We start from the raw sequence: 17,086 nt of genomic DNA, 5'->3' as shown, positions 1-17,086 counted from the left end.
CCTGACAAATCGACATAAACTCTCGTTGCTGGAGATGTGTTTGGTGCCGGTGATGTTCGTGTCGGCGCAGACTCGTCTCCGCCCGATGAGCTGTGAGCTTCCGGCCGGCGCGGGCCGGTTGCTCTTCTCGCCCTGGAGCCGTGCCGCGGCTCCAGGGCGTTCATCGGAATGTCACAGGCTGCGGCTATCCTGAGCCCGACATGACGAAGCACATCATCTGGGATTGGAACGGCACACTCTTCCACGACATCGATGCCGTGGTCGGAGCCACCAACGAGGTATTCAAGCCCTACGCGCTGCCCGAGCTGACCATCGACGACTTCCGGGCCGTCTACACCCGGCCTATCTGGCTGGCCTACGAGCGCCTGCTCGGCCGCCCGCTCGAGGTCGGCGAGTGGGAGCGGCTCGACGACGGATTCCACGACAACTACTTCCGCCTCATGGCCGCCTGCGGTCTGGCCGCCGACGCCCTCACGACGCTGCAGGCCTGGACGGGCACGCAGTCGCTGTGCTCGATGGCGCCCCATACGCACCTGGTGCCGCTGGTGGAGTCGTTCGGCATCGACAGCCACTTCCTGCGGGTCGACGGGCTGCGCGGGTCGACCGGTGGCGAGAAGGCGGTGCACATGCTGGCCCACATCGCGGCGCTCGGCGCGGAGCCGGGCGACGTCCTGGTCATCGGCGACAGCGTCGACGACGGCCTCGCGGCCCGCCATGTAGGCGCCCGCGCGGTGCTCTACACGGGCGGCATGACGACCAGGTCCGAACTGGAGTCCACCGGCCTCCCCGTCGTCGACACCCTCGCCGACGCGGTCGCCCACGCCTGACCGACTCCTGCCGGTGCGACCCTTTCTGGCCGTACGGCGAGCCGCCGCCAACGCCACCCGCCGTCCCTGGCTGGCCCCGGTCCAGGAAGACGCTCCTCCGGCGATGCGGGGTTGCTCACCGTTACGCCGCCCGCCTTCCCACCTACCCCGGCCCCGCGTCGCTCGCCGTACGCCGGTTTCGGGTTGCTCGCCGTGCGGATGACGTTTCCGTCGATGACTTCGATGAGCTTGCGTACCTGGTCAGGAAGGGCGTCGTACTGCTCCTCGGTCAGCATCAGCGTCCCGGGATCTGTAGCCCATTCGGGCAGCTGGCGCATGGACGGCACCCCCTGTGGCACGGCTCGTGGCCCATCTTAGAGGTGGTCCTGGTGCACCGGCGGTGAATCGTCTCCCCGATAAGTGTGCGGAATCATGCTTAAATGGGCCGGCTGGGGCGGCGTGGAGGGGCGGGGGTCGTAACCTGGCTGGGATCCCTCAGGAGGCTGCCATCAACCGCCTAGTGCTGTGGAACGTCGACCTGACGTTGGTCGACGTCGCGATCGTGGCCAGGGAGGCGTACGCCGAGGCGTTCCGGGTCGTGACCGGGCGACCGCTGGTGAAGCTGGCTCCTGCGATGGGCCGGCCCGATTCGGAGATCGTGTTCGAGACGCTGGCCGTCAACGGCATCGTCGCCGAGGACGATCACCTGCCCAGGTTCCTGTCCGCGCTGGCCATCGCGTTCGCCGACCGGCACAAGCGGCTGGCCAAGGACGGCAGGATGATGCCGGGCGCCAAGGACGCGCTGAAGGCCGTCTCCAGGCTCGACGGCGTCGTCCAGTCGGTGCTGACCGGCACGATCAAGAGCAACGCCGTGCACAAGCTGAAGGCGTTCGGCCTGGACAAGTACATCGACTTCGAGATCGGCGGCTACGGCGAGGAGGTCTACCCCAAGGCCACGCTGCTCCAGGTCGCCCAGGGCCGGGCCAAGCAACGCCTCGGCACGCCGTTCACCTCGGCGAACACCGTGGTCATCGGCGACTCGACGCGCGACGTGCAGGCGGCGATGATCGGCGGCGCGGCGATGATCGGCGTCGCCTCCGGGCGCTCGATGGCGGCCGAGCTGCGCGAGGCGGGCGCCGACATCGTGCTGCCCGACCTGTCCAACGCCTCCGAGGTGGTCGCCGCCGTCGCGGGCCTGACCTCGCCGCTCGACAGAAAAGCAGGCTGATCCCGTACGGCGGGCCGATTGCCCCGCCGCAGGCCGATTCGTACGGCGGGGCCCGGCGCCTCGCCGTGGCACGCGAGCTGCGGAAGGGCGTCAGGCGACGCCGCGGAGGAAGCGGGACGCGATGGGGGCCGCGACGGCCGCGCCGGTGCCGCCGCCCTCCACGATCACGGCGAAGGCCAGGTCGCCCCGGTAGCCGATGAACCACGAGTGGGTGGGCGGCTCCTTGCCCGATCCGTACTCGGCGGTGCCCGTCTTGCCGGCCGTACCGGAAGGGAAGGGCACGGCGTGCGCGGTGCCCTCGGAGATCACCGCGGGCATGAGCGAGCGCAGGGCCTGCACAACCGCGGGCTCCAGCGGCCGGGGCTTGACGGAACGGTCGGGCACCAGGCCGGCGGCCACCAGCCGGGGCGGCCGCCAGGTGCCCGAGGCGATGGCGGCGGCCACGGAGGCCATGTTGAGCGGGCTGGCCAGGACCCGGCCCTGGCCGATGGAGGCGGAGGCCAGATCGGTGTCGTCGCGCGTCGCGGGGAACTCGGCCCGCACCGCGGGCACGCCCGGCGTGATCGCCGCGCCGAACCCGAACATCGCGGCCACGGACGCCAGCCGCCCGCCGCCGAGCTTGTCCACGCCCATCGCGCCGAACGTGGTGTTGCACGAGTGCGCGAAGGCGTCGCGGAAGGACAGCGTGCCGTAGTCGTGGAATTCGGCGTTGTGGAAGGGGAAGCCGCCGATGTTCTGCTCCGGCGGGCACGTCACGGTCCCGGATGGCGACACCCCGCCCGCCACCAGCGCGGAAGCGGTCACGATCTTGAAGGTGGAACCTGGCGGGTACTTGCCCATCAGCGCCCGGTTGAACCCGCCGGGCCGGTTGACCACCGCCAGGATCTCGCCCGTGGAGTGCCGCAGCGCCACCAGCGAGGCGGGCTTGTCCACCCCGTCGAGCGCGGCCGCGCCCGCCCTGTGCACGCGCAGGTCGAGCGTGGTCTTCAGCGGATCGGGTGTGACGGTCTTGACCAGCGGCTGCACGACCCGGTCGCCCTCCATGAGGTCGATCTCGGTCGAGCCGCGGCTGCCGAACCTGTCGGGGAACACCGCCTTGACCCCCTCGACGAGCTGCTGCACCGAGCCCGGTGCGTCCGGCCCGTCGATTCGGGTACCGTCCGCCGCGAGGACGGGCACCGTGACCTTGTCGTGCGTGACCGCCTTGATCGTCCGGCCCTTGCGCAGCGAGGGATGGATCGCGGCCGGCGTCCACGCCACCTTCCAGCGCCGGTCGCTCTCGACGACCCTGAGCGCGCCGTCGTACTCCCAGCCGCGGGCCCCGTCGAGCCTGGCGTGGAAAGGCACGCGCCCGTCCTGCGAAGCCTGCCCCGGCGAGAAGGCGGCCCCCGTCAGCCGCAGGTTGGTGCGGAATCCCCGATGCCAGGACTCGAAGTCCGCCGGCGGGTCGGCGACCAGCCGTTTCATCGCCCCGTAGTCCTGCCGGGACCAGGCCGCCAGGTACGCGCCGGCGGTCTCCTCAGGCGAACCCTGGGTACGTAGGGCCCACACGACTCCCCCGGCGACGAGAACGGGCACCAGGACCCCAGCGGTGATCCACGGCCATCTCCGTCGATAAGTCATGCCCAAGAGGACACCAAAGCCCCATTCGGCATGTCCAATACTGATATAGCAACAAAATCAATATAAATCTGGATATAGTGGCTGGTCATGGACCTCGTCCGCCACCTGCGCTACTTCATCGTGGTCGCGGAAGAGCTGCACTTCGGCAACGCCGCGATCCGGCTCGGCATGGCCCAGCCGCCGCTCAGCCAGCGCATCAAGCGCCTGGAGGAGGAGCTCGCCGTCCAGCTCTTCGACCGCTCGAGCCGCCAGGTCCGCCTGACCGAGGCGGGCAGGCTGCTGGTCGTCGAGGCCCGCGAGATCGTCGACCGCGTCGACCGGATGCGCGAGCTGGTCCGCCAGGGCGACGGCGCCGTCCTGCGCGTCGGCGTCCCGCCCGACCTGGCCGCCGTCGTCATCGCCGCCCTGGTCGCCGGCTTCCGCGAGAGCAATCCGGGCGTACGGCTGGCGCCGGCCGAGATCTGGACCGCCGACCAGGTCACGGCGCTGGCGGACGGCGCGATCGACGTCGGCATCGTGCGTCACCCGGTCACCGCTCCCGGCCTGCACTTCGGCCAGGTCCTGGTGCAGCCGCAGGGCGTGCTGCTGGCCGAGGACGACCCGCTCGCGGAAGCGGCCGAGGTGCACCTGGCCGACCTGGCGGGCAGGGAGCTGCTGATGCCGCCGAAGGAGGGCGAGCCGGGTATGCACGCCGAGCTGCTCGCCGAGTGCCGCCGCCACGGTTACGTGCCCGCGCAGGTGCACTCTGGAGCCGGGCTCGGGCTGGTGCTGGCGGGCGCGGCGGTGGCGTTCGCACCTCGGCTGGAGTCGCCGGGGATCGCCTGGCGGCCGCTGCTAGGCTCGCCCCTCGCGTGCCGCTTCTCGACCGCGTGGCGGTCGGCGACGGTCGCGATCGCGGATTTCTCGGCGGTAGCCGTACGGACTCTCAAGGAGCGCGCCAGGATGGCAGACGATGGCGCCACGCCCGTGCGGCGGGTCAGCCGGAGGCCGGGGGTGCTGGCGTGAGAGAGCCGGACTTCGCGGGGGTCTTCGCCGGGGCCGGCGTCACCGGGTGGCTGTATGGCTGCGACCTGGACTCCGGCCGCGAGGTCGGGCACGGCGCCGACGAGCCGGTGCCCACGGCGTCGGTGTTCAAGGTGCCGCTACTGGTGGAGTTCGCCAGGCAGGCCGACGCCGGGCTGCTGGATCCGGCCGGGCAGCTGACCGTGCCCGCGCGCGGCAGGACCGACGGGCCCACCGGGATCGCGGCCATGCTCGACGACGTCACGATGTCGCTGCGAGACCTGGCCTACCTGATGATCGCGGTCAGCGACAACGCCGCGGCGGACGCGCTGATGGCCAGGATCGGGCTCGACGCGGTGAACGCCATGCTGGCCGGTTTCGGGCTGCACGGCACCGTCGTGCGCCAGGACTGCCAGGGGTTCTCCGACAGCATGGCCGAGGACGCCGGGCACGGCTGGCCGTTCCTGGACCCGGAGGACATCGCGCGGCTGCGGGTGCTCGACCCCGAGCGCACCAACAGCAGCACGCCGCGGGAGATGGCCAGGCTGTTCGGGCTGATCTGGCGCGACGAGGCCGCCTCCGCCGAGTCGTGCGCGTGGATGCGCGCCGTGCTCGGGCTGCAGGTGTGGCCGCACCGGCTGGCCACCGGGTTCCCCTACGACGACGTGGACGTCAGCGGCAAGACGGGGACGATGCCGACGCTGCGCAACGAGGCGGGCGTGGTGGAGTACCCGGACGGCGGGCGCTACGCGGTGGCCGTCTTCACCCGCTCGTTCAGCACGGCGCTGAACCAGCCGCGCGCCGACGCGGTGATCGGCACGGCGGCGCGTATGGCGGTGGACCACCTACGCAGGTAGCTACTTATGTGGGGGGTCAGGTATGACTTTCCTGGAACCGGGCGACAGGATGGGGCTCATGGTTGCTGAAGGCGCACTGCTCTGGGAACCGACGGCCGGTGACGTCGCGCGCGCGAAACTGACCCGCTACCTGGAGTCGGTGGGTCACGCCGGCTACGCCCAGGCGTGGCAGTGGTCGATCGACGATCCGGCGGGGTTCTGGACGTCCATCTGGCGCTACTTCGACGTGATCGGTGACCTTGGTGACGGGCCCGTCATCACTGGGACGATGCCGGACGCCGAATGGTTCTCCGGAACCACGCTCAATTACGCCGAGAACGCCCTGCGCCGCGCCGACGGCACCGCGCTGGTCTTCGTCTCCGAGGACGGCACCCGCCGCGTCATGTCCCGGGCCGAGCTGCGCTCCGAGGTCGCCCGCGTGCGCGCGGGCCTCGTCCGGCTGGGTGTACGGCGGGGCGACAGGGTGGCCGGTTACCTGGGCAACGTGCCCGAGGCGCTGATCGCCTTCCTGGCCACGGCGTCGCTGGGAGCGATCTGGTCGGCGGGATCGCCCGACTTCGGCGTGCCGTCCGTCGTCGACCGGTTCAAGCAGATCGAGCCCAAGGTGCTGATCGCGGTCGACGGCTACCGCTACAACGGCAGATGGTTCGACAGGACGCAGGCCGTACAGGAGATCGCGGCCGAGCTGCCGACGCTGGTGGCCACCGTGCGGCTCGGCGCCGAGTGGGACGAGCTGAGGTCGGAGGAGGGGCCGCTGGAGTTCGAGCGGGTGCCGTTCGGGCATCCGCTGTGGATCCTGTACTCCAGCGGGACCACCGGGCTGCCCAAGCCGATCGTGCACGGGCACGGCGGGATCGTCCTGGAGCACCTGAAGTCGCTCTCCTTCCACCAGGACCTCGGCGACGGCGACGTGTTCTTCTGGTACACCACCACGGGCTGGATGATGTGGAACTACCTCATCGGCGCCCTGCTGGTGGGTGCGGTCCCCGTCCTGTACGACGGTGCGCCGAACGACCTGTGGCAGATGGCCGCCGAGGAGGGCGTCACCTACATGGGGGTGGGCGCGCCGTACATCCTGGCCTCGATGAAGGCGGGCAGTCACCCGGACGGGCTGGCGCTGAAGGGGCTCGGCTCGACCGGGTCGCCGCTGCCGCCGGAGGGGTTCGCCTGGGTGGCAGAGGCCCTGCCAGGCGTCCCGGTGGGCTCCTTCTCCGGCGGCACGGACGTGTGCACCGGGTTCGTCGGGTGGACGCCGCTGCACCCGGTGCGGGCAGGGGTCATCTCGTGCCGGTCGCTGGGGGCGGCCGTCGAGTCCTTCGACACCTCGGGCAAGCCGGTCATCGGCGAGGTGGGGGAGCTGGTGCTCACCGGCCCCATGCCGTCGATGCCGGTCATGTTCTGGAACGACCCGGGGGGCGAGCGGTACCGCGACAGCTATTTCGACGTCTATCCGGGCGTGTGGCGGCACGGCGACTGGATCAAGATCAACCCCGACGGCTCGGGCGTCATCTACGGCCGGTCCGACTCCACGCTGAACCGCGGCGGCGTCCGGATGGGCACCAGCGAGTTCTACCGGGTGGTCGAGCGGTATGAGGAGATCGCCGACAGCCTCGTGATCGACACCGGGCAGCTCGGGCAGGAGGGGCGGCTCCTGCTCTACGTCACGATGGCCGAGGGTCACGACCTGACCGATGAGCTGGCCGGCTCGCTGCGCAAGGCGCTACGCGAGGAGCTGTCTCCCCGGCACGTGCCCAACGAGATCCACGCCGTGCCCGGGATCCCGCGGACGCTGTCCGGCAAGAAGCTGGAGGTCCCGGTCCGCAAGATCCTGCTGGGCACGCCGGTCGAGGAGGCCGCCAACCCGGACGCGATGGCCAACCCCGAGGTGCTCAGGCACTTCACACCCTGATCGTGCGCAGCGCTGCGCCCCACGAGACCAGCTGGTCGAGCATCGCGCTGGCCTGCTGGTCGTACTTCTCGCCGGGAGCCGCCACCTCCTCCAGCGGGAGCGCCACCGAGAGCTGGACGTCGGCCACCTTGACCATGCCGAGCACCTGGCGCAGGTGCTCGGCCGCCCTGACGCCGCCGTTCACGCCGTAGCCCACCACCGCGGCCGCCTTGTCGTGCCACTCGGCGAACAGGAAGTCGATCGCGTCCTTCAGCGCGCCGGGGAAGGAGTGGTTGTACTCGGGGGTGACGAAGACGTAGGCGTCGAACTCGGCGATCCGGTCCGACCATGCCTTGGTGTGCCGGTTCGCGTACTGGCCGAGGGCGGCGGGCAGCTCCTCGTCCAGGTGCGGGAGTGCGAAGTCCTTCAGATCGACCAGCTCGTACTCCGCGTCGTCGCGCTTGACCGCCAGGTCGTGGATCCAGCGGGCCACGGTCTCTCCCGTGCGGCCCGGGCGGGTGCTGCCGATGACGATGCCTACCTTGATCATGCCAACCCCTTAATGATGATTTTTCCTCTGATCTGGCCGGATTCCGCTCGTGCGTGGATTTCCGGGAGATCGGGCAAGGTGTGTGTTTCGGTGATGTCGACCCGGACCAGGCCCGCGTCGATCAGCCCGACCAGCTCGGCCAGCTGACCCGGGTCGTTGCGGGCCACGAAGTGGGTGGCCCCCTCGCCCGGATGAGTGATCGTGACGACCCGGTCGCCGAGCATCGGCGGGTCCGCGGGCGCCAGGTTGAGCACCACGTCGTTGCCGCCCGGCAGCGGCCGGCTGGTGTGGTCGACGATCTCGTCGGCGCCCAGCGCCTCGACCGCCGCCGCGCTGCGCGGGCTCGCGGTCGCCACGACCGTGGCGCCCGCGTGCTTGGCCAGCTGGACCGCGAACATGCCCACGCCACCGCCTGCCCCCACGATCAGCACCCGCTCGCCCGGCCGCACCTCGGCCTGCTCGAACACGGCCTGCCAGGCGGTGAGCCCGGCCACCGGGATCGCCGCCGCGTGCTCAAGCGGGATGCCCTTGGGCGCCGCCACGAGCTTGTCCTCCGGCACGACGGCGTATCCGGCCGCCGCGCCGCCGGTCAGCGCGATCACCGGCTCGCCGGTGGCGACGACGGTGCCTGCCACGTCCCAGCCCAGGGTGTGCGGGAACGTGACGGGCATGAACCCCCGGCGGAAGCCGATCTCCGACGGGTTGAACGAGGTGGCGGCGACCTTGACGAGCACCTCGCCGGGTCCTGGCACCGGGATCGGCACCCGGTCAATGGTGATCACGGACGGCTCACCGTACTCGTGAATGCGGGCTGCGAACATCATGAGCTCCACCGTAGGTCGTGGTGGAGAGACATCCAATGCGCCAGAAGCTGCACTTTATACGCCAGAGTCTCAGGGCATAGACTCAGCCCGTGGACACGCTAAGCGAGGTCATCGCCATCACGCGCACCGGGAAGCCGCGCTCCGCCCGCGTCGAGTGGCGCGCGCCGTGGGGGCAGCGCTTCGGCGCGGCGCCCGGCTCGATGGGGTTCCAGGTGGTGCTGCAGGGTTCGTGCTGGCTCATCCCGGGCGAGGGGGAGCCGATCCAACTGGGCGTGGGCGACGTGGTGTTCTTCCCGCACGGCGACGAGGTAGCCCTGGCCGACTCGCCGTCGACGCCGCTGCCCGCGCCCGCCTGCGACCCGCTGCAGGACCACGAGCTGTTCACCACCGCCTCCATGGCAGGCACCGGACCGGTCACGGTCACGCTGTGCGGGGGCTACCGGCTCGACCGGGCACGCATCCACCCGATACTGACCGGCCTGCCCGGGCTGATCCACCTGCCCGCCAGGCTCGGGCACCACCCGGAGCTGCGCGCGGCCATCGAGTTGCTCGCCGCCGAGATCGAGAACCCCCGCCTGGGCGCCGACACCGTCGTGTCGTCGCTGCTCGACACCCTGCTGCTGTACATCCTGCGCGCCTACATCGAGCAGGGGCCCGAGCCGTGCGACGCCCACGGCTGGGCCGCCGCGCTGGCCGACGACGCGATCAGCGCCGCGCTCGACGCCATGCACCGCGAGCCGGCCCACCCGTGGACCGTCGAATCCCTGGGCGCCCGCGCCGGGCTGTCGCGCGCCGCCTTCGCCCGCCGCTTCAGCTCGCTGATCGGGCAGCCGCCGCTGTCGTACCTGACCTGGTGGCGCCTGGCCATGGCCGGGCGGCTGCTGTGCGAGTCCGACGCGCCGCTGGGCGAGATCGCCGCGCGCGTCGGCTACGGCTCGGAGTTCGCCTTCGCCAACGCCTTCAAGCGCGAGTACGGCACGGCCCCCGGCCGATACCGCCGGGCGTCATCCCCAGCCGTGGACCCGCACCTGCACGTTCTCGCACGGGCCTTCTGAAGTCCCTTCAGGAGGTCAGGCCGAAGAGGGGGAGGCAGCGCTGCAGGTTGTGGATCTCGATGCCGGGCGTGCGGTGCCAGTCGTCGCGCAGCAGGCGGAAGCGTTGGGTGGTGACGGCCTTGCCCTGGCGGTTGTCGAGCTGCACGCCGTCCTCCCGGTAGCCGAGCTTCCTGGTGACCGCGAGCGAGGCCGGGTTGTCCACGAACGCGGCCGTGATGGCCTGCTCGGCGCCCAGCCCCTCGAACGCCAGGTGCAGCACGGCCGTGCGCATCTCGGTGCCGAGGCCCTTGCCCTGGAACCGCCGCCCGAGCCAGGAGCCGGTGGCGACCTCCCGCCTCACCGGGAAGTCCGTGGCCTCGATCGCCTGGGTGCCGACCACCTGGCCCTCGAAGACGACCACGAAATCGATGCTCCAGCCCGCCGGCGAGAAGCCTCCCCACTGGCGGAACTGGTACTGCAGGGTGGCCCTGGCCCGGTCTTCCGGCTCGGCGTCCGTCCACGGCACCGCGAACGGCATGAACCCGTCGTCGTGCACCCCTTCGGCGGCCCGGTCGCCGAGCTCGTCCAGGTCCTCGAGAGACGGGTAACGCAGCTCGAGGCGCGATGTGGTGATCGACAGGTCGGTGAGAGGCCAGTGACGCATGGTCCCGAATAATCCCAGCCCGACCATCGCCCAGGAAACCGGTTATCTACACACCCTGGGGGAGGCGGAAGAGCCGGTCGGGGTCGTAGGTGGACTTGACCTCGGCCAGGCGGCCCGCGTTCGGCCCGTAGTACTGGGCCCGCCAGTCCGTCAGGTCCGGGTCGATGTAGTTGACGTAGGCGTGGTCACCCAGGTGGGTGCGCATCGTCGCGTGGATGGCCCGCAGCCACGTCCTGTCGGAGCCGTCGGCGTAGTACTGGACGCTGAACAGCGCCGCCCGGTGCGGGAACGCCGTGGCGTCGGGCTTGACCCGCCCGACGGCCCCGCCGAGCGCGTCGAGCAGCACCGAGTGCCTGCCGCCCTGCGCCACCCCCGCGACTAACGCGTTCACCGCCTTGTCCGGCATCGGGCGGTAGGCCATGTGCGACTTGGCGACGAACGCCTCGCGGGTGATCTGCTTACAGCGTTCCACAGAAAGCGTGGCGCACCCGGCCATCACCATCATCGCGTGCTGGTAGGACGATCCCGCCACGTATCGGGACGAGCTCGCGCCCAGCTTGGCGGACAGCGGCGCGAGCAGCCGGTTGAGCGCGTCCTTGCCGCCCAGGTAGAGGCCGCCGATCTGGACGTACAGCCCGTTCCTGTCGCGGCCCAGGTGCAGCGTGGACCACAGCTCGTCGGGCGCGTCCGGCGCCCACGACTGCCAGACCTTGACCGCGGCCGCCGCCTTGGCCCACGGCCAGCGCAGGAAGAACACGCTGACGTCGCGGATCGGGTGGGTGCGGAAGGTGAAGGAGGTGACCACGCCGAAGTTGCCGCCGCCCCCGCCGCGGCACGCCCAGAACAGCCCCGCGTGGTGCGTGGCGTCGCAGGTCAGCACCCGCCCGTCCGCGGTGACGATCTGCACCGACTCCAGCGCGTCGCAGGTCAGCCCGTACTTGCGGGACACCACCCCGATCCCGCCGCCCAGCGTCAACCCGCCCACCCCGACCGTCGGGCAGGACCCGGCCGGGATGCTCACGCCGTGCGCGGCCAGCCGGTCGTAGACGTCGACCAGCTTGGCGCCCGCCCCGATCGTGGCCCGCCCTGCCGAGTAGCCGATCGAGTTCATCCGCGACACGTCGATGACCAGCCCCGTCCCGGTCGACCATCCGGCGTAGGAGTGCCCTCCGGACCGCGCCGTCACCGGGATCCTGGCGTTCCGCACGAAGTTCACGCACGCCGCGACGTCCGCCGCGCTCGTCACGTAGGCCACCCCGCCCGGCCGCACGCGATCGTAGGTGGGATTGAACAACCGCCGCGCCCGGTCGTACCCCGAGTCGCCGGGCAGCACCAGCGACCCCGCCAGCCGCCGCCGCAGCCCCGTCCAGTCGGCCGGCGGCGACCCCGCGGCCGTCCCCAGCAAGCCCCCGCCGATCAGCGGCACCATCCCAGCAACGCGCAGGAACTCCCGACGGCGCATGACATCTCCCCGGCCTAGTGATCAACCGACCGTTGAGACGCCGCCACACCCCCGCTGGTTCGTCACAGTCCTGTCACTTCCTCCCGCCTTGGGCCCCCACGACGTACGGCGAGCTCCTTCAACTCGTGTAGAAGGACGGCGGACTGTCGGATAGATGCCGCGATCGCGCAAGTTGCCGAAGCTGACCAGTGATTCAGCCGTGACCAGGTGGAAATATTGCGATAACGGCTTCGTAACAGCCCATCTACACGTGTTGCTACCGAGCGCCCGTCCGGCCAATGCTGTCCGTCAACACGAGTAGATGGGGATCCCCGCAGTGGTCACTCGCCGAGATGTAGCCCGCCTCGCCGGCACCTCAGAGGCCGTGGTGAGCTATGTCCTCAACAACGGCCCGCGCAACGTCGCTCCGCAGACGAAGGAGCGCGTGCTGCGCGCCATCGACGAGCTCGGCTATCGGCCGAACGCCGTGGCGCGCTCGCTGCGCACCAGCCGTACGCACACGATCGGCCTGGTCGTGCCCGACAACGCCAACCCGTTCTTCGCCGAGCTCGCCCGCGAGATCGAGGACGTGGCCTTCCAGCACGGCCTGACGCTGCTGCTCGGCAACGCGATGGACGACGACGAGCGGGAGGCCGCCTACGTGCGGACCCTGATCGACCGCCAGGTCGACGGGCTCATCCTGATCCCCGCGCACGGCGCGCGGACCTGGCGCGCGGTGCTGGCCGCCTCCGGGCTGCCGTGCATCGTGCTCGACCGCGAGCTCGACGAGGTGCCCGCCAGCCACCTGCTCATCGACAACGAGAGCGGCGCCCACCAGGCCACCACCCACCTGCTCGCGCACGGCCGCCGCCGGATCGGCTGCGTGGCCGGCCCCAAGGACATCCACCCCACCGTCGACCGTGTCGCCGGCTGGGTCCGCGCGCTGACCGAGGTCGGCCTCGACCCCGCCGACATGCCCCTGGCTCACGGCCCGTTCGGGCGCCGGCAGGGCTACCTCAGCGGGCGCGACCTGCTGAGCAGGGAGAACCGCCCGCACGCGCTGTTCGTGACCAGCGACGAGCAGGCCATCGGCGTCATGCGCGCCGCCGCCGAGCTGGGCCTGGCCGTTCCTGGCGACGTGGCCATCTGCTCCTTCGACGGCATCGCGGCCAGCTCCTTCACCGTGCCCGCGCTGACCACGATGCGCCAGCCGTTCGAGCAGCTCGGCCGCCAGTCGGTGGAGCTGCTGCTCCGCCAGATCACCGACCAGTCCGCGGGCGAGCGGGTGACTCTCCCCGCCCAGCTCGTACGGCGCGGCAGCTGCGGCTGCCCCGACCCCGTGGGCGGCCTCGACGAGGAGGACGTGCCCGGTGCGTCCTGACGGCCTCTGGCACCCGCGGCTGCTGCACATCCTGGCCGCCGCCGGTCACACCGACCTGATCGTGGTCGCCGACCCCGGCCTGCCGATCCCGCCCGGCGTCGAGACGGTCGACCTGGTGTGGCGGCGGGGCGAACCCCCGATCCTCCCCGTCGTCGAGGCGATCCGCGCCGAGCTGGTCGTCGAGCGCCTCATCGTGGCCAAGGAGGCGCCGGACACCTTCTTCCCCGAGGCGAAGCGCATTCCGCACGAGCAGCTGAAGCACCTGACCCGGCAGGCCCGGGTGATCGTGCGCACCGGCGAGGCCACGCCGTACGCGAACGTCGTCCTCCGCGCCGGCGTGCCTTTCTGAAACCCCCGAAGGAGAAAGCATGAAGAAGCAGATCATCGCTGTCGCCGGGCTGGCGCTCGCGCTGACCGCCTGCGGCAAGGAGGGCGGCACGGTCTCCTCCGCCGCGCCGGCCAAGCCCGGGGAGAAGCCCACGGTCTGCCTGGTGATGAAGTCCCTGGCCAACGAGTTCTTCCAGGACATGCAGAAGGGCGCCGAGGCGCACGCCAAGCAGCGTGGCGACCTGAACCTGCAGGTCGTCGGCATCCAGAACGAGACCGACATCGACAACCAGGTCGCCGCGGTCGAGAAGTGCGTCACGCAGCAGGCCAAGGCCATCGTGATCGCCCCCGCCGACTCCCGCGCCCTGATCGCCCCGCTCAAGCGGGCCTCCGACGCCGGGGTGAAGGTCGTCAACATCGACGTCCAGCTCGACGAGGGCGCGCTCAAGAGCGCCGGGATCTACGACAAGGTGCCCTTCGTCGGCCCCGACAACCGTGACGGCGCCAAGCAGTCGGGCACGGAGCTGGCCAAGGCGCTCGGCAAGGACGCCGAGGTGGTCATCCTCACCGGCAACCCGGGCGCGGCCAACGCCACCCAGCGCCAGACCGGGTTCGAGGACGCGGTCAAGGAGGGCGGGCTGAAGCTCGTCGACACCAAGACCGCCCACTGGGAGACCAACGAGGCGCACACCGTCGTCAGCAACATGCTCACCGCCAACCCCGGCATCAAGGGCGTGCTGGCCAGCAACGACAACATGGCGCTCGGCGCGATCAAGGCCATCGAGGAGCAGGGCAAGAGCGGCCAGATCAAGATCGCCTCGTTCGACGACATCCCGGCCATCCAGCAGTACGTCAAGGACGGCTCGGTCGTGGCCACGCTCGACCAGTTCGGCGCCCAGCAGGCCGCCAACGGCATCGACTACGCGATGAAGATGATCGGCGGGCAGACGTTCTCCGGCTGGCAGAAGACCGACATCAAGCTCATCACCAAGGACAACGTCGGATGATCAAGGCCGAGGGCCTTGTCAAGCGCTTCCCTGGCGTGGTGGCGCTCGACGGGGCCGACCTGGAGCTGCGTCCGGGCGAGATCCACGCGCTCGTGGGCGAGAACGGCGCGGGCAAGTCCACGCTGGTGCGCACGCTGGCCGGGATCCACACCCCGGACGCGGGCTCGATGACCGTCGACGGCAGGCCCTACCGGCCGGCCGGCGCGGCCGACGGGCTGGCGGCCGGGATCCAGGTGGTGCACCAGGAGCTGGCGCTGCTGCCGTACCTGACCGTGGCGGAGAACCTGTTCCTCAAGCGGCTGCCGCGCCGGGCGGGCATCGTCGACCGGCGCAGGCTGCGGACGGACGCGGCGGCCCTGCTGCAGCAGATCGGCCTCGAGGTCTCGCCCGACACGCCCGTCGAGCGGCTGGGGCTGGCGCAGATGCAGCTGGTCGAGATCGCCAAGGGGCTGTCGGGCGAGGCCAAGGTCCTGATCATGGACGAGCCCACGGCGTCGCTGACGTCGCGGGAGTCCGGCAGGCTCTTCGGGATCCTGCGCGATTTAGCGTCACGTGGGGTGGCGATCCTCTACATCTCCCACCATCTGGAGGAGATCCTGGAGATCGCCGACCAGGTCACCGTCATGCGGAACGGACGAACCGTCAAGACCATGCCCATGGCCGGGGTCGGCGCCGCCGACCTGGTCCGGTTGATGGTCGGCCGCGACCTGGAGCAGGAGTATCCCCCCAAGCCCGCCACCTCCCTGGGCGACGAGGCGCTGCGCGTCGACGACCTGCGCGTGCGGGGCTTCAGCCATCCGCTGAGCTTCTCGGTCCGCAAGGGGGAGGTCCTGGGCATCGCCGGTCTCGTCGGCTCAGGCCGTACGGAGGCCATGCGAGCCCTCTTCGGAGCGGATCCCGCCATTTCGGGAAGTGTGACCTTGTACGGCAAGCGGCTGGCGATCCGCCACCCGCGGGACGCGGTGCGGCGTGGCATCAGCCTGCTCACCGAGGACCGCAAGTCACAGGGCCTGGTCCTGGACCTGCCCATCGCCGCCAACGTCACGCTCGCCAAACTCCGCGGCGCCCTGCTGAACTTCGCCCGCGAGCGGAACGTCGCCCAGGACCTCGGGAACCGGCTGCGGCTGAAGTCGGCCGGGGTGACCCAGGACGTACGGACCCTGTCGGGCGGTAACCAGCAGAAGGTCGTCCTGGCCAAATGGCTGCACGCGGGCTCGGACGTCCTCATCGTGGACGAACCGACCCGGGGCATCGACGTCGGGGCGAAGTACGAGATCCACGAGCTCCTGCTCGACCTGGCCAAGGACGGCAAGGCGCTCATCGTGGTCTCCTCCGACCTGCCCGAGCTGATGGGCGTGTGCGACCGGATCCTCGTCTTCTCCCGCGGCGAGATCGCCGGCTCGATGGACCGGGCCGACTTCGACGCCGAACGCATCCTGACTCTGGCCTACTCCCGCTATCTCAAGAACGGTGACGAATAAATGATCAAGAGGATGGTCCTGGGGGAGGCCGGGATCGGCGTGGCGCTGGTGCTGCTCGCCGCCATCTTCGTGGCCGTGGCCCCCAACTTCGCCACGGAGCAGAACCTGCGCAACATCATGACCCAGATCACCCTGAACACGGTGCTCGCGGTGGGCATGACGTTCGTGATCCTGGTCGGCGGCATCGACCTGTCGGTCGGATCGTCGATGGCGCTGTGCGCGGTGGTCTCGGGCACCTTCATGGCGGGCTCGGGTTCCGTCGTCATGCTGCTGGGCGGGATCCTGCTCGGGATCGTCGTGGGCGGCGTGGTCGGGTTCGTCAACGGGTTCGTCTCGGAACAGTGGCGGGTGCCGTCGTTCATCGTCACGCTGGCCATGCTGAACGTGGCCCGCGGCGCGGCCGAGCGCTACACGGACGCGGCCACGATCTACAACCTGCCGTCGGCGTTCAACGACTTCGGCACGATCACCCTGCTCGGCATCCCGGCGGTCTTCTGGGTCGCCGTGCTGCTCGCGGCCGTCGGCTGGTTCGTCCTGTCGCGTACGGTCTTCGGCCGCCTCGTCTACGCCATCGGCAACAACGAGGAGGCGGTCCGCCTCTCGGGACACAAGACGTCCCGCGTCAAGATCGCCTGCTTCGTCATCGCCGGGTTCACGGTCGGCGTGGCGGCGCTGCTCTACATGGCCCGGCTCAACATCGCCAGCCCCATCCTCGGCCAGGGCTACGAGCTCAACGCCATCGCCGCGGTGGTCATCGGCGGTGCCTCCCTCATGGGCGGCCGCGGCTCCATGATCGGGACCTTCCTCGGCGCCTGCCTCCTCGGCGTGCTCACCAACGGCCTGCTGCTGATGGGCGTCTCGGACTTCGAACGCCAGATCATCACCGGCCTGGTCATCCTCATCGCGGTCGTCCTGGACGCCTACCGCCTCCGCCTGGCCCGCCGCCTGGCCATCACCCAACCCGCCTGACGCC

The 17,086-nt window shown here is 70.6% G+C and carries 16 protein-coding genes; 11 read left to right on the top strand and 5 right to left on the bottom strand.

The features are described 5' to 3' along the window. Positions 1 to 200 precede the first annotated feature (200 nt). Both ACIBHX_RS07950 and ACIBHX_RS07945 read left to right on the top strand, forming a co-directional pair. Entirely contained in the window at positions 201 to 827 is a 627-nt protein-coding gene (locus tag ACIBHX_RS07950) for an HAD family hydrolase (RefSeq protein ID WP_397065377.1), read from the top strand. Positions 828 to 1,326: 499 nt separating this feature from the next. Beyond that, on the top strand, positions 1,327 to 2,034 hold the full coding sequence (locus ACIBHX_RS07945) for an HAD family hydrolase (protein ID WP_397065375.1): 708 nt from the start codon (positions 1,327 to 1,329) through the stop codon (positions 2,032 to 2,034). Between the two features lie 90 nt (positions 2,035 to 2,124). Here ACIBHX_RS07945 and ACIBHX_RS07940 read toward each other — a convergent pair whose 3' ends face one another. After that, complete coding sequence (locus ACIBHX_RS07940; RefSeq protein WP_397065373.1) at positions 2,125 to 3,657, bottom strand: penicillin-binding transpeptidase domain-containing protein; 1,533 nt, start codon at positions 3,655 to 3,657, stop codon at positions 2,125 to 2,127. Positions 3,658 to 3,744: 87 nt separating this feature from the next. On the opposite strand from ACIBHX_RS07940, the gene ACIBHX_RS07935 reads away from it, so the two are divergent. Genes ACIBHX_RS07935 through ACIBHX_RS07925 form a run of 3 tightly spaced genes read left to right on the top strand, consistent with a single transcriptional unit; the run spans position 3,745 to position 7,425 of the window. Continuing rightward, the gene (locus ACIBHX_RS07935) at positions 3,745 to 4,662 is read left to right on the top strand and encodes a LysR substrate-binding domain-containing protein (protein ID WP_397065371.1); all 918 of its coding nucleotides are present in this window, start codon (positions 3,745 to 3,747) and stop codon (positions 4,660 to 4,662) included. Then, positions 4,659 to 5,516 (top strand): serine hydrolase, encoded by an 858-nt coding sequence (locus tag ACIBHX_RS07930; RefSeq protein ID WP_397065369.1) that lies wholly within the window; start codon positions 4,659 to 4,661, stop codon positions 5,514 to 5,516. The genes ACIBHX_RS07935 and ACIBHX_RS07930 overlap by 4 nt, the downstream gene beginning before the upstream one ends. A gap of 58 nt (positions 5,517 to 5,574) precedes the next feature. Continuing rightward, positions 5,575 to 7,425, top strand: coding sequence for an acetoacetate--CoA ligase (locus tag ACIBHX_RS07925; protein ID WP_397065367.1), 1,851 nt, complete (start codon positions 5,575 to 5,577; stop codon positions 7,423 to 7,425). On the opposite strand, the gene ACIBHX_RS07920 is transcribed toward ACIBHX_RS07925, so the two are convergent. Together ACIBHX_RS07920 and ACIBHX_RS07915 are read right to left on the bottom strand one after the other, a co-directional pair. Next, positions 7,415 to 7,954 carry an NADPH-dependent FMN reductase gene (locus tag ACIBHX_RS07920; protein ID WP_397065365.1) on the bottom strand — a complete coding sequence of 180 codons (540 nt, stop codon included), beginning with the start codon at positions 7,952 to 7,954 and terminating at the stop codon, positions 7,415 to 7,417. The two genes, ACIBHX_RS07925 and ACIBHX_RS07920, sit on opposite strands and share 11 nt — an antisense overlap. Beyond that, complete coding sequence (locus ACIBHX_RS07915) at positions 7,951 to 8,778, bottom strand: NADP-dependent oxidoreductase (RefSeq protein WP_397065363.1); 828 nt, start codon at positions 8,776 to 8,778, stop codon at positions 7,951 to 7,953. Before ACIBHX_RS07915 ends, ACIBHX_RS07920 begins: the two co-directional genes overlap by 4 nt. An 89-nt stretch (positions 8,779 to 8,867) precedes the next feature. Between ACIBHX_RS07915 and ACIBHX_RS07910 the strand changes: the two genes are divergently transcribed. Further along, positions 8,868 to 9,833 carry an AraC family transcriptional regulator gene (locus ACIBHX_RS07910; RefSeq protein WP_397065361.1) on the top strand — a complete coding sequence of 322 codons (966 nt, stop codon included), beginning with the start codon at positions 8,868 to 8,870 and terminating at the stop codon, positions 9,831 to 9,833. Between the two features lie 7 nt (positions 9,834 to 9,840). Here the strand turns inward: ACIBHX_RS07910 and ACIBHX_RS07905 are convergent, their stop codons facing one another. Together ACIBHX_RS07905 and ACIBHX_RS07900 are read right to left on the bottom strand one after the other, a co-directional pair. Then, the gene (locus tag ACIBHX_RS07905; protein ID WP_397065359.1) at positions 9,841 to 10,476 is read right to left on the bottom strand and encodes a GNAT family N-acetyltransferase; all 636 of its coding nucleotides are present in this window, start codon (positions 10,474 to 10,476) and stop codon (positions 9,841 to 9,843) included. A 46-nt stretch (positions 10,477 to 10,522) separates the two neighbouring features. Then, positions 10,523 to 11,938 carry an FAD-binding oxidoreductase gene (locus ACIBHX_RS07900; protein ID WP_397065357.1) on the bottom strand — a complete coding sequence of 472 codons (1,416 nt, stop codon included), beginning with the start codon at positions 11,936 to 11,938 and terminating at the stop codon, positions 10,523 to 10,525. Positions 11,939 to 12,239: 301 nt separating this feature from the next. Here ACIBHX_RS07900 and ACIBHX_RS07895 point away from each other — a divergent pair, with 301 nt between their 5' ends. The 5 genes from ACIBHX_RS07895 to ACIBHX_RS07875 are packed head-to-tail and all read left to right on the top strand — an operon-like array spanning position 12,240 to position 17,082. Beyond that, positions 12,240 to 13,298, top strand: a complete 1,059-nt coding sequence (locus ACIBHX_RS07895) for a LacI family DNA-binding transcriptional regulator (protein WP_397065355.1) — start codon at positions 12,240 to 12,242, stop codon at positions 13,296 to 13,298. Further along, a complete protein-coding gene (locus ACIBHX_RS07890) occupies positions 13,288 to 13,647 on the top strand; it encodes an RbsD/FucU domain-containing protein (protein WP_397065353.1) in 360 nt (119 codons plus the stop codon). The genes ACIBHX_RS07895 and ACIBHX_RS07890 overlap by 11 nt, the downstream gene beginning before the upstream one ends. Before the next feature lie 19 nt (positions 13,648 to 13,666). Further along, complete coding sequence (locus tag ACIBHX_RS07885) at positions 13,667 to 14,632, top strand: sugar ABC transporter substrate-binding protein (protein WP_397065351.1); 966 nt, start codon at positions 13,667 to 13,669, stop codon at positions 14,630 to 14,632. Further along, positions 14,629 to 16,113: a sugar ABC transporter ATP-binding protein gene (locus ACIBHX_RS07880; RefSeq protein ID WP_397065349.1), complete on the top strand. Its 1,485-nt coding sequence runs from the start codon at positions 14,629 to 14,631 to the stop codon at positions 16,111 to 16,113. Before ACIBHX_RS07885 ends, ACIBHX_RS07880 begins: the two co-directional genes overlap by 4 nt. After that, positions 16,114 to 17,082, top strand: a complete 969-nt coding sequence (locus tag ACIBHX_RS07875) for an ABC transporter permease (RefSeq protein WP_397065347.1) — start codon at positions 16,114 to 16,116, stop codon at positions 17,080 to 17,082. Positions 17,083 to 17,086 lie beyond the last annotated feature (4 nt).

This window comes from Nonomuraea sp. NPDC050536 (assembly GCF_044457685.1).
Taxonomy (GTDB): Bacteria; Actinomycetota; Actinomycetes; order Streptosporangiales; family Streptosporangiaceae; genus Nonomuraea.
Note: the sequence above shows the minus strand (reverse complement) of the source record. Positions and strands in the feature narration are given on the sequence as shown.

Coding starts and splice junctions, on each gene's coding strand:
- ACIBHX_RS07935 (WP_397065371.1), top strand. CDS start 3,745: ATGGACCTCGTCCGCCACCTGCGCTACTTCATCGTGGTCGCGGAAGAG.
- ACIBHX_RS07950 (WP_397065377.1), top strand. CDS start 201: ATGACGAAGCACATCATCTGGGATTGGAACGGCACACTCTTCCACGAC.
- ACIBHX_RS07885 (WP_397065351.1), top strand. CDS start 13,667: ATGAAGAAGCAGATCATCGCTGTCGCCGGGCTGGCGCTCGCGCTGACC.
- ACIBHX_RS07895 (WP_397065355.1), top strand. CDS start 12,240: ATGGGGATCCCCGCAGTGGTCACTCGCCGAGATGTAGCCCGCCTCGCC.
- ACIBHX_RS07915 (WP_397065363.1), bottom strand. CDS start 8,778: ATGATGTTCGCAGCCCGCATTCACGAGTACGGTGAGCCGTCCGTGATC.
- ACIBHX_RS07900 (WP_397065357.1), bottom strand. CDS start 11,938: ATGCGCCGTCGGGAGTTCCTGCGCGTTGCTGGGATGGTGCCGCTGATC.
- ACIBHX_RS07875 (WP_397065347.1), top strand. CDS start 16,114: ATGATCAAGAGGATGGTCCTGGGGGAGGCCGGGATCGGCGTGGCGCTG.
- ACIBHX_RS07925 (WP_397065367.1), top strand. CDS start 5,575: ATGGTTGCTGAAGGCGCACTGCTCTGGGAACCGACGGCCGGTGACGTC.
- ACIBHX_RS07880 (WP_397065349.1), top strand. CDS start 14,629: ATGATCAAGGCCGAGGGCCTTGTCAAGCGCTTCCCTGGCGTGGTGGCG.
- ACIBHX_RS07905 (WP_397065359.1), bottom strand. CDS start 10,476: ATGCGTCACTGGCCTCTCACCGACCTGTCGATCACCACATCGCGCCTC.
- ACIBHX_RS07940 (WP_397065373.1), bottom strand. CDS start 3,657: ATGACTTATCGACGGAGATGGCCGTGGATCACCGCTGGGGTCCTGGTG.
- ACIBHX_RS07920 (WP_397065365.1), bottom strand. CDS start 7,954: ATGATCAAGGTAGGCATCGTCATCGGCAGCACCCGCCCGGGCCGCACG.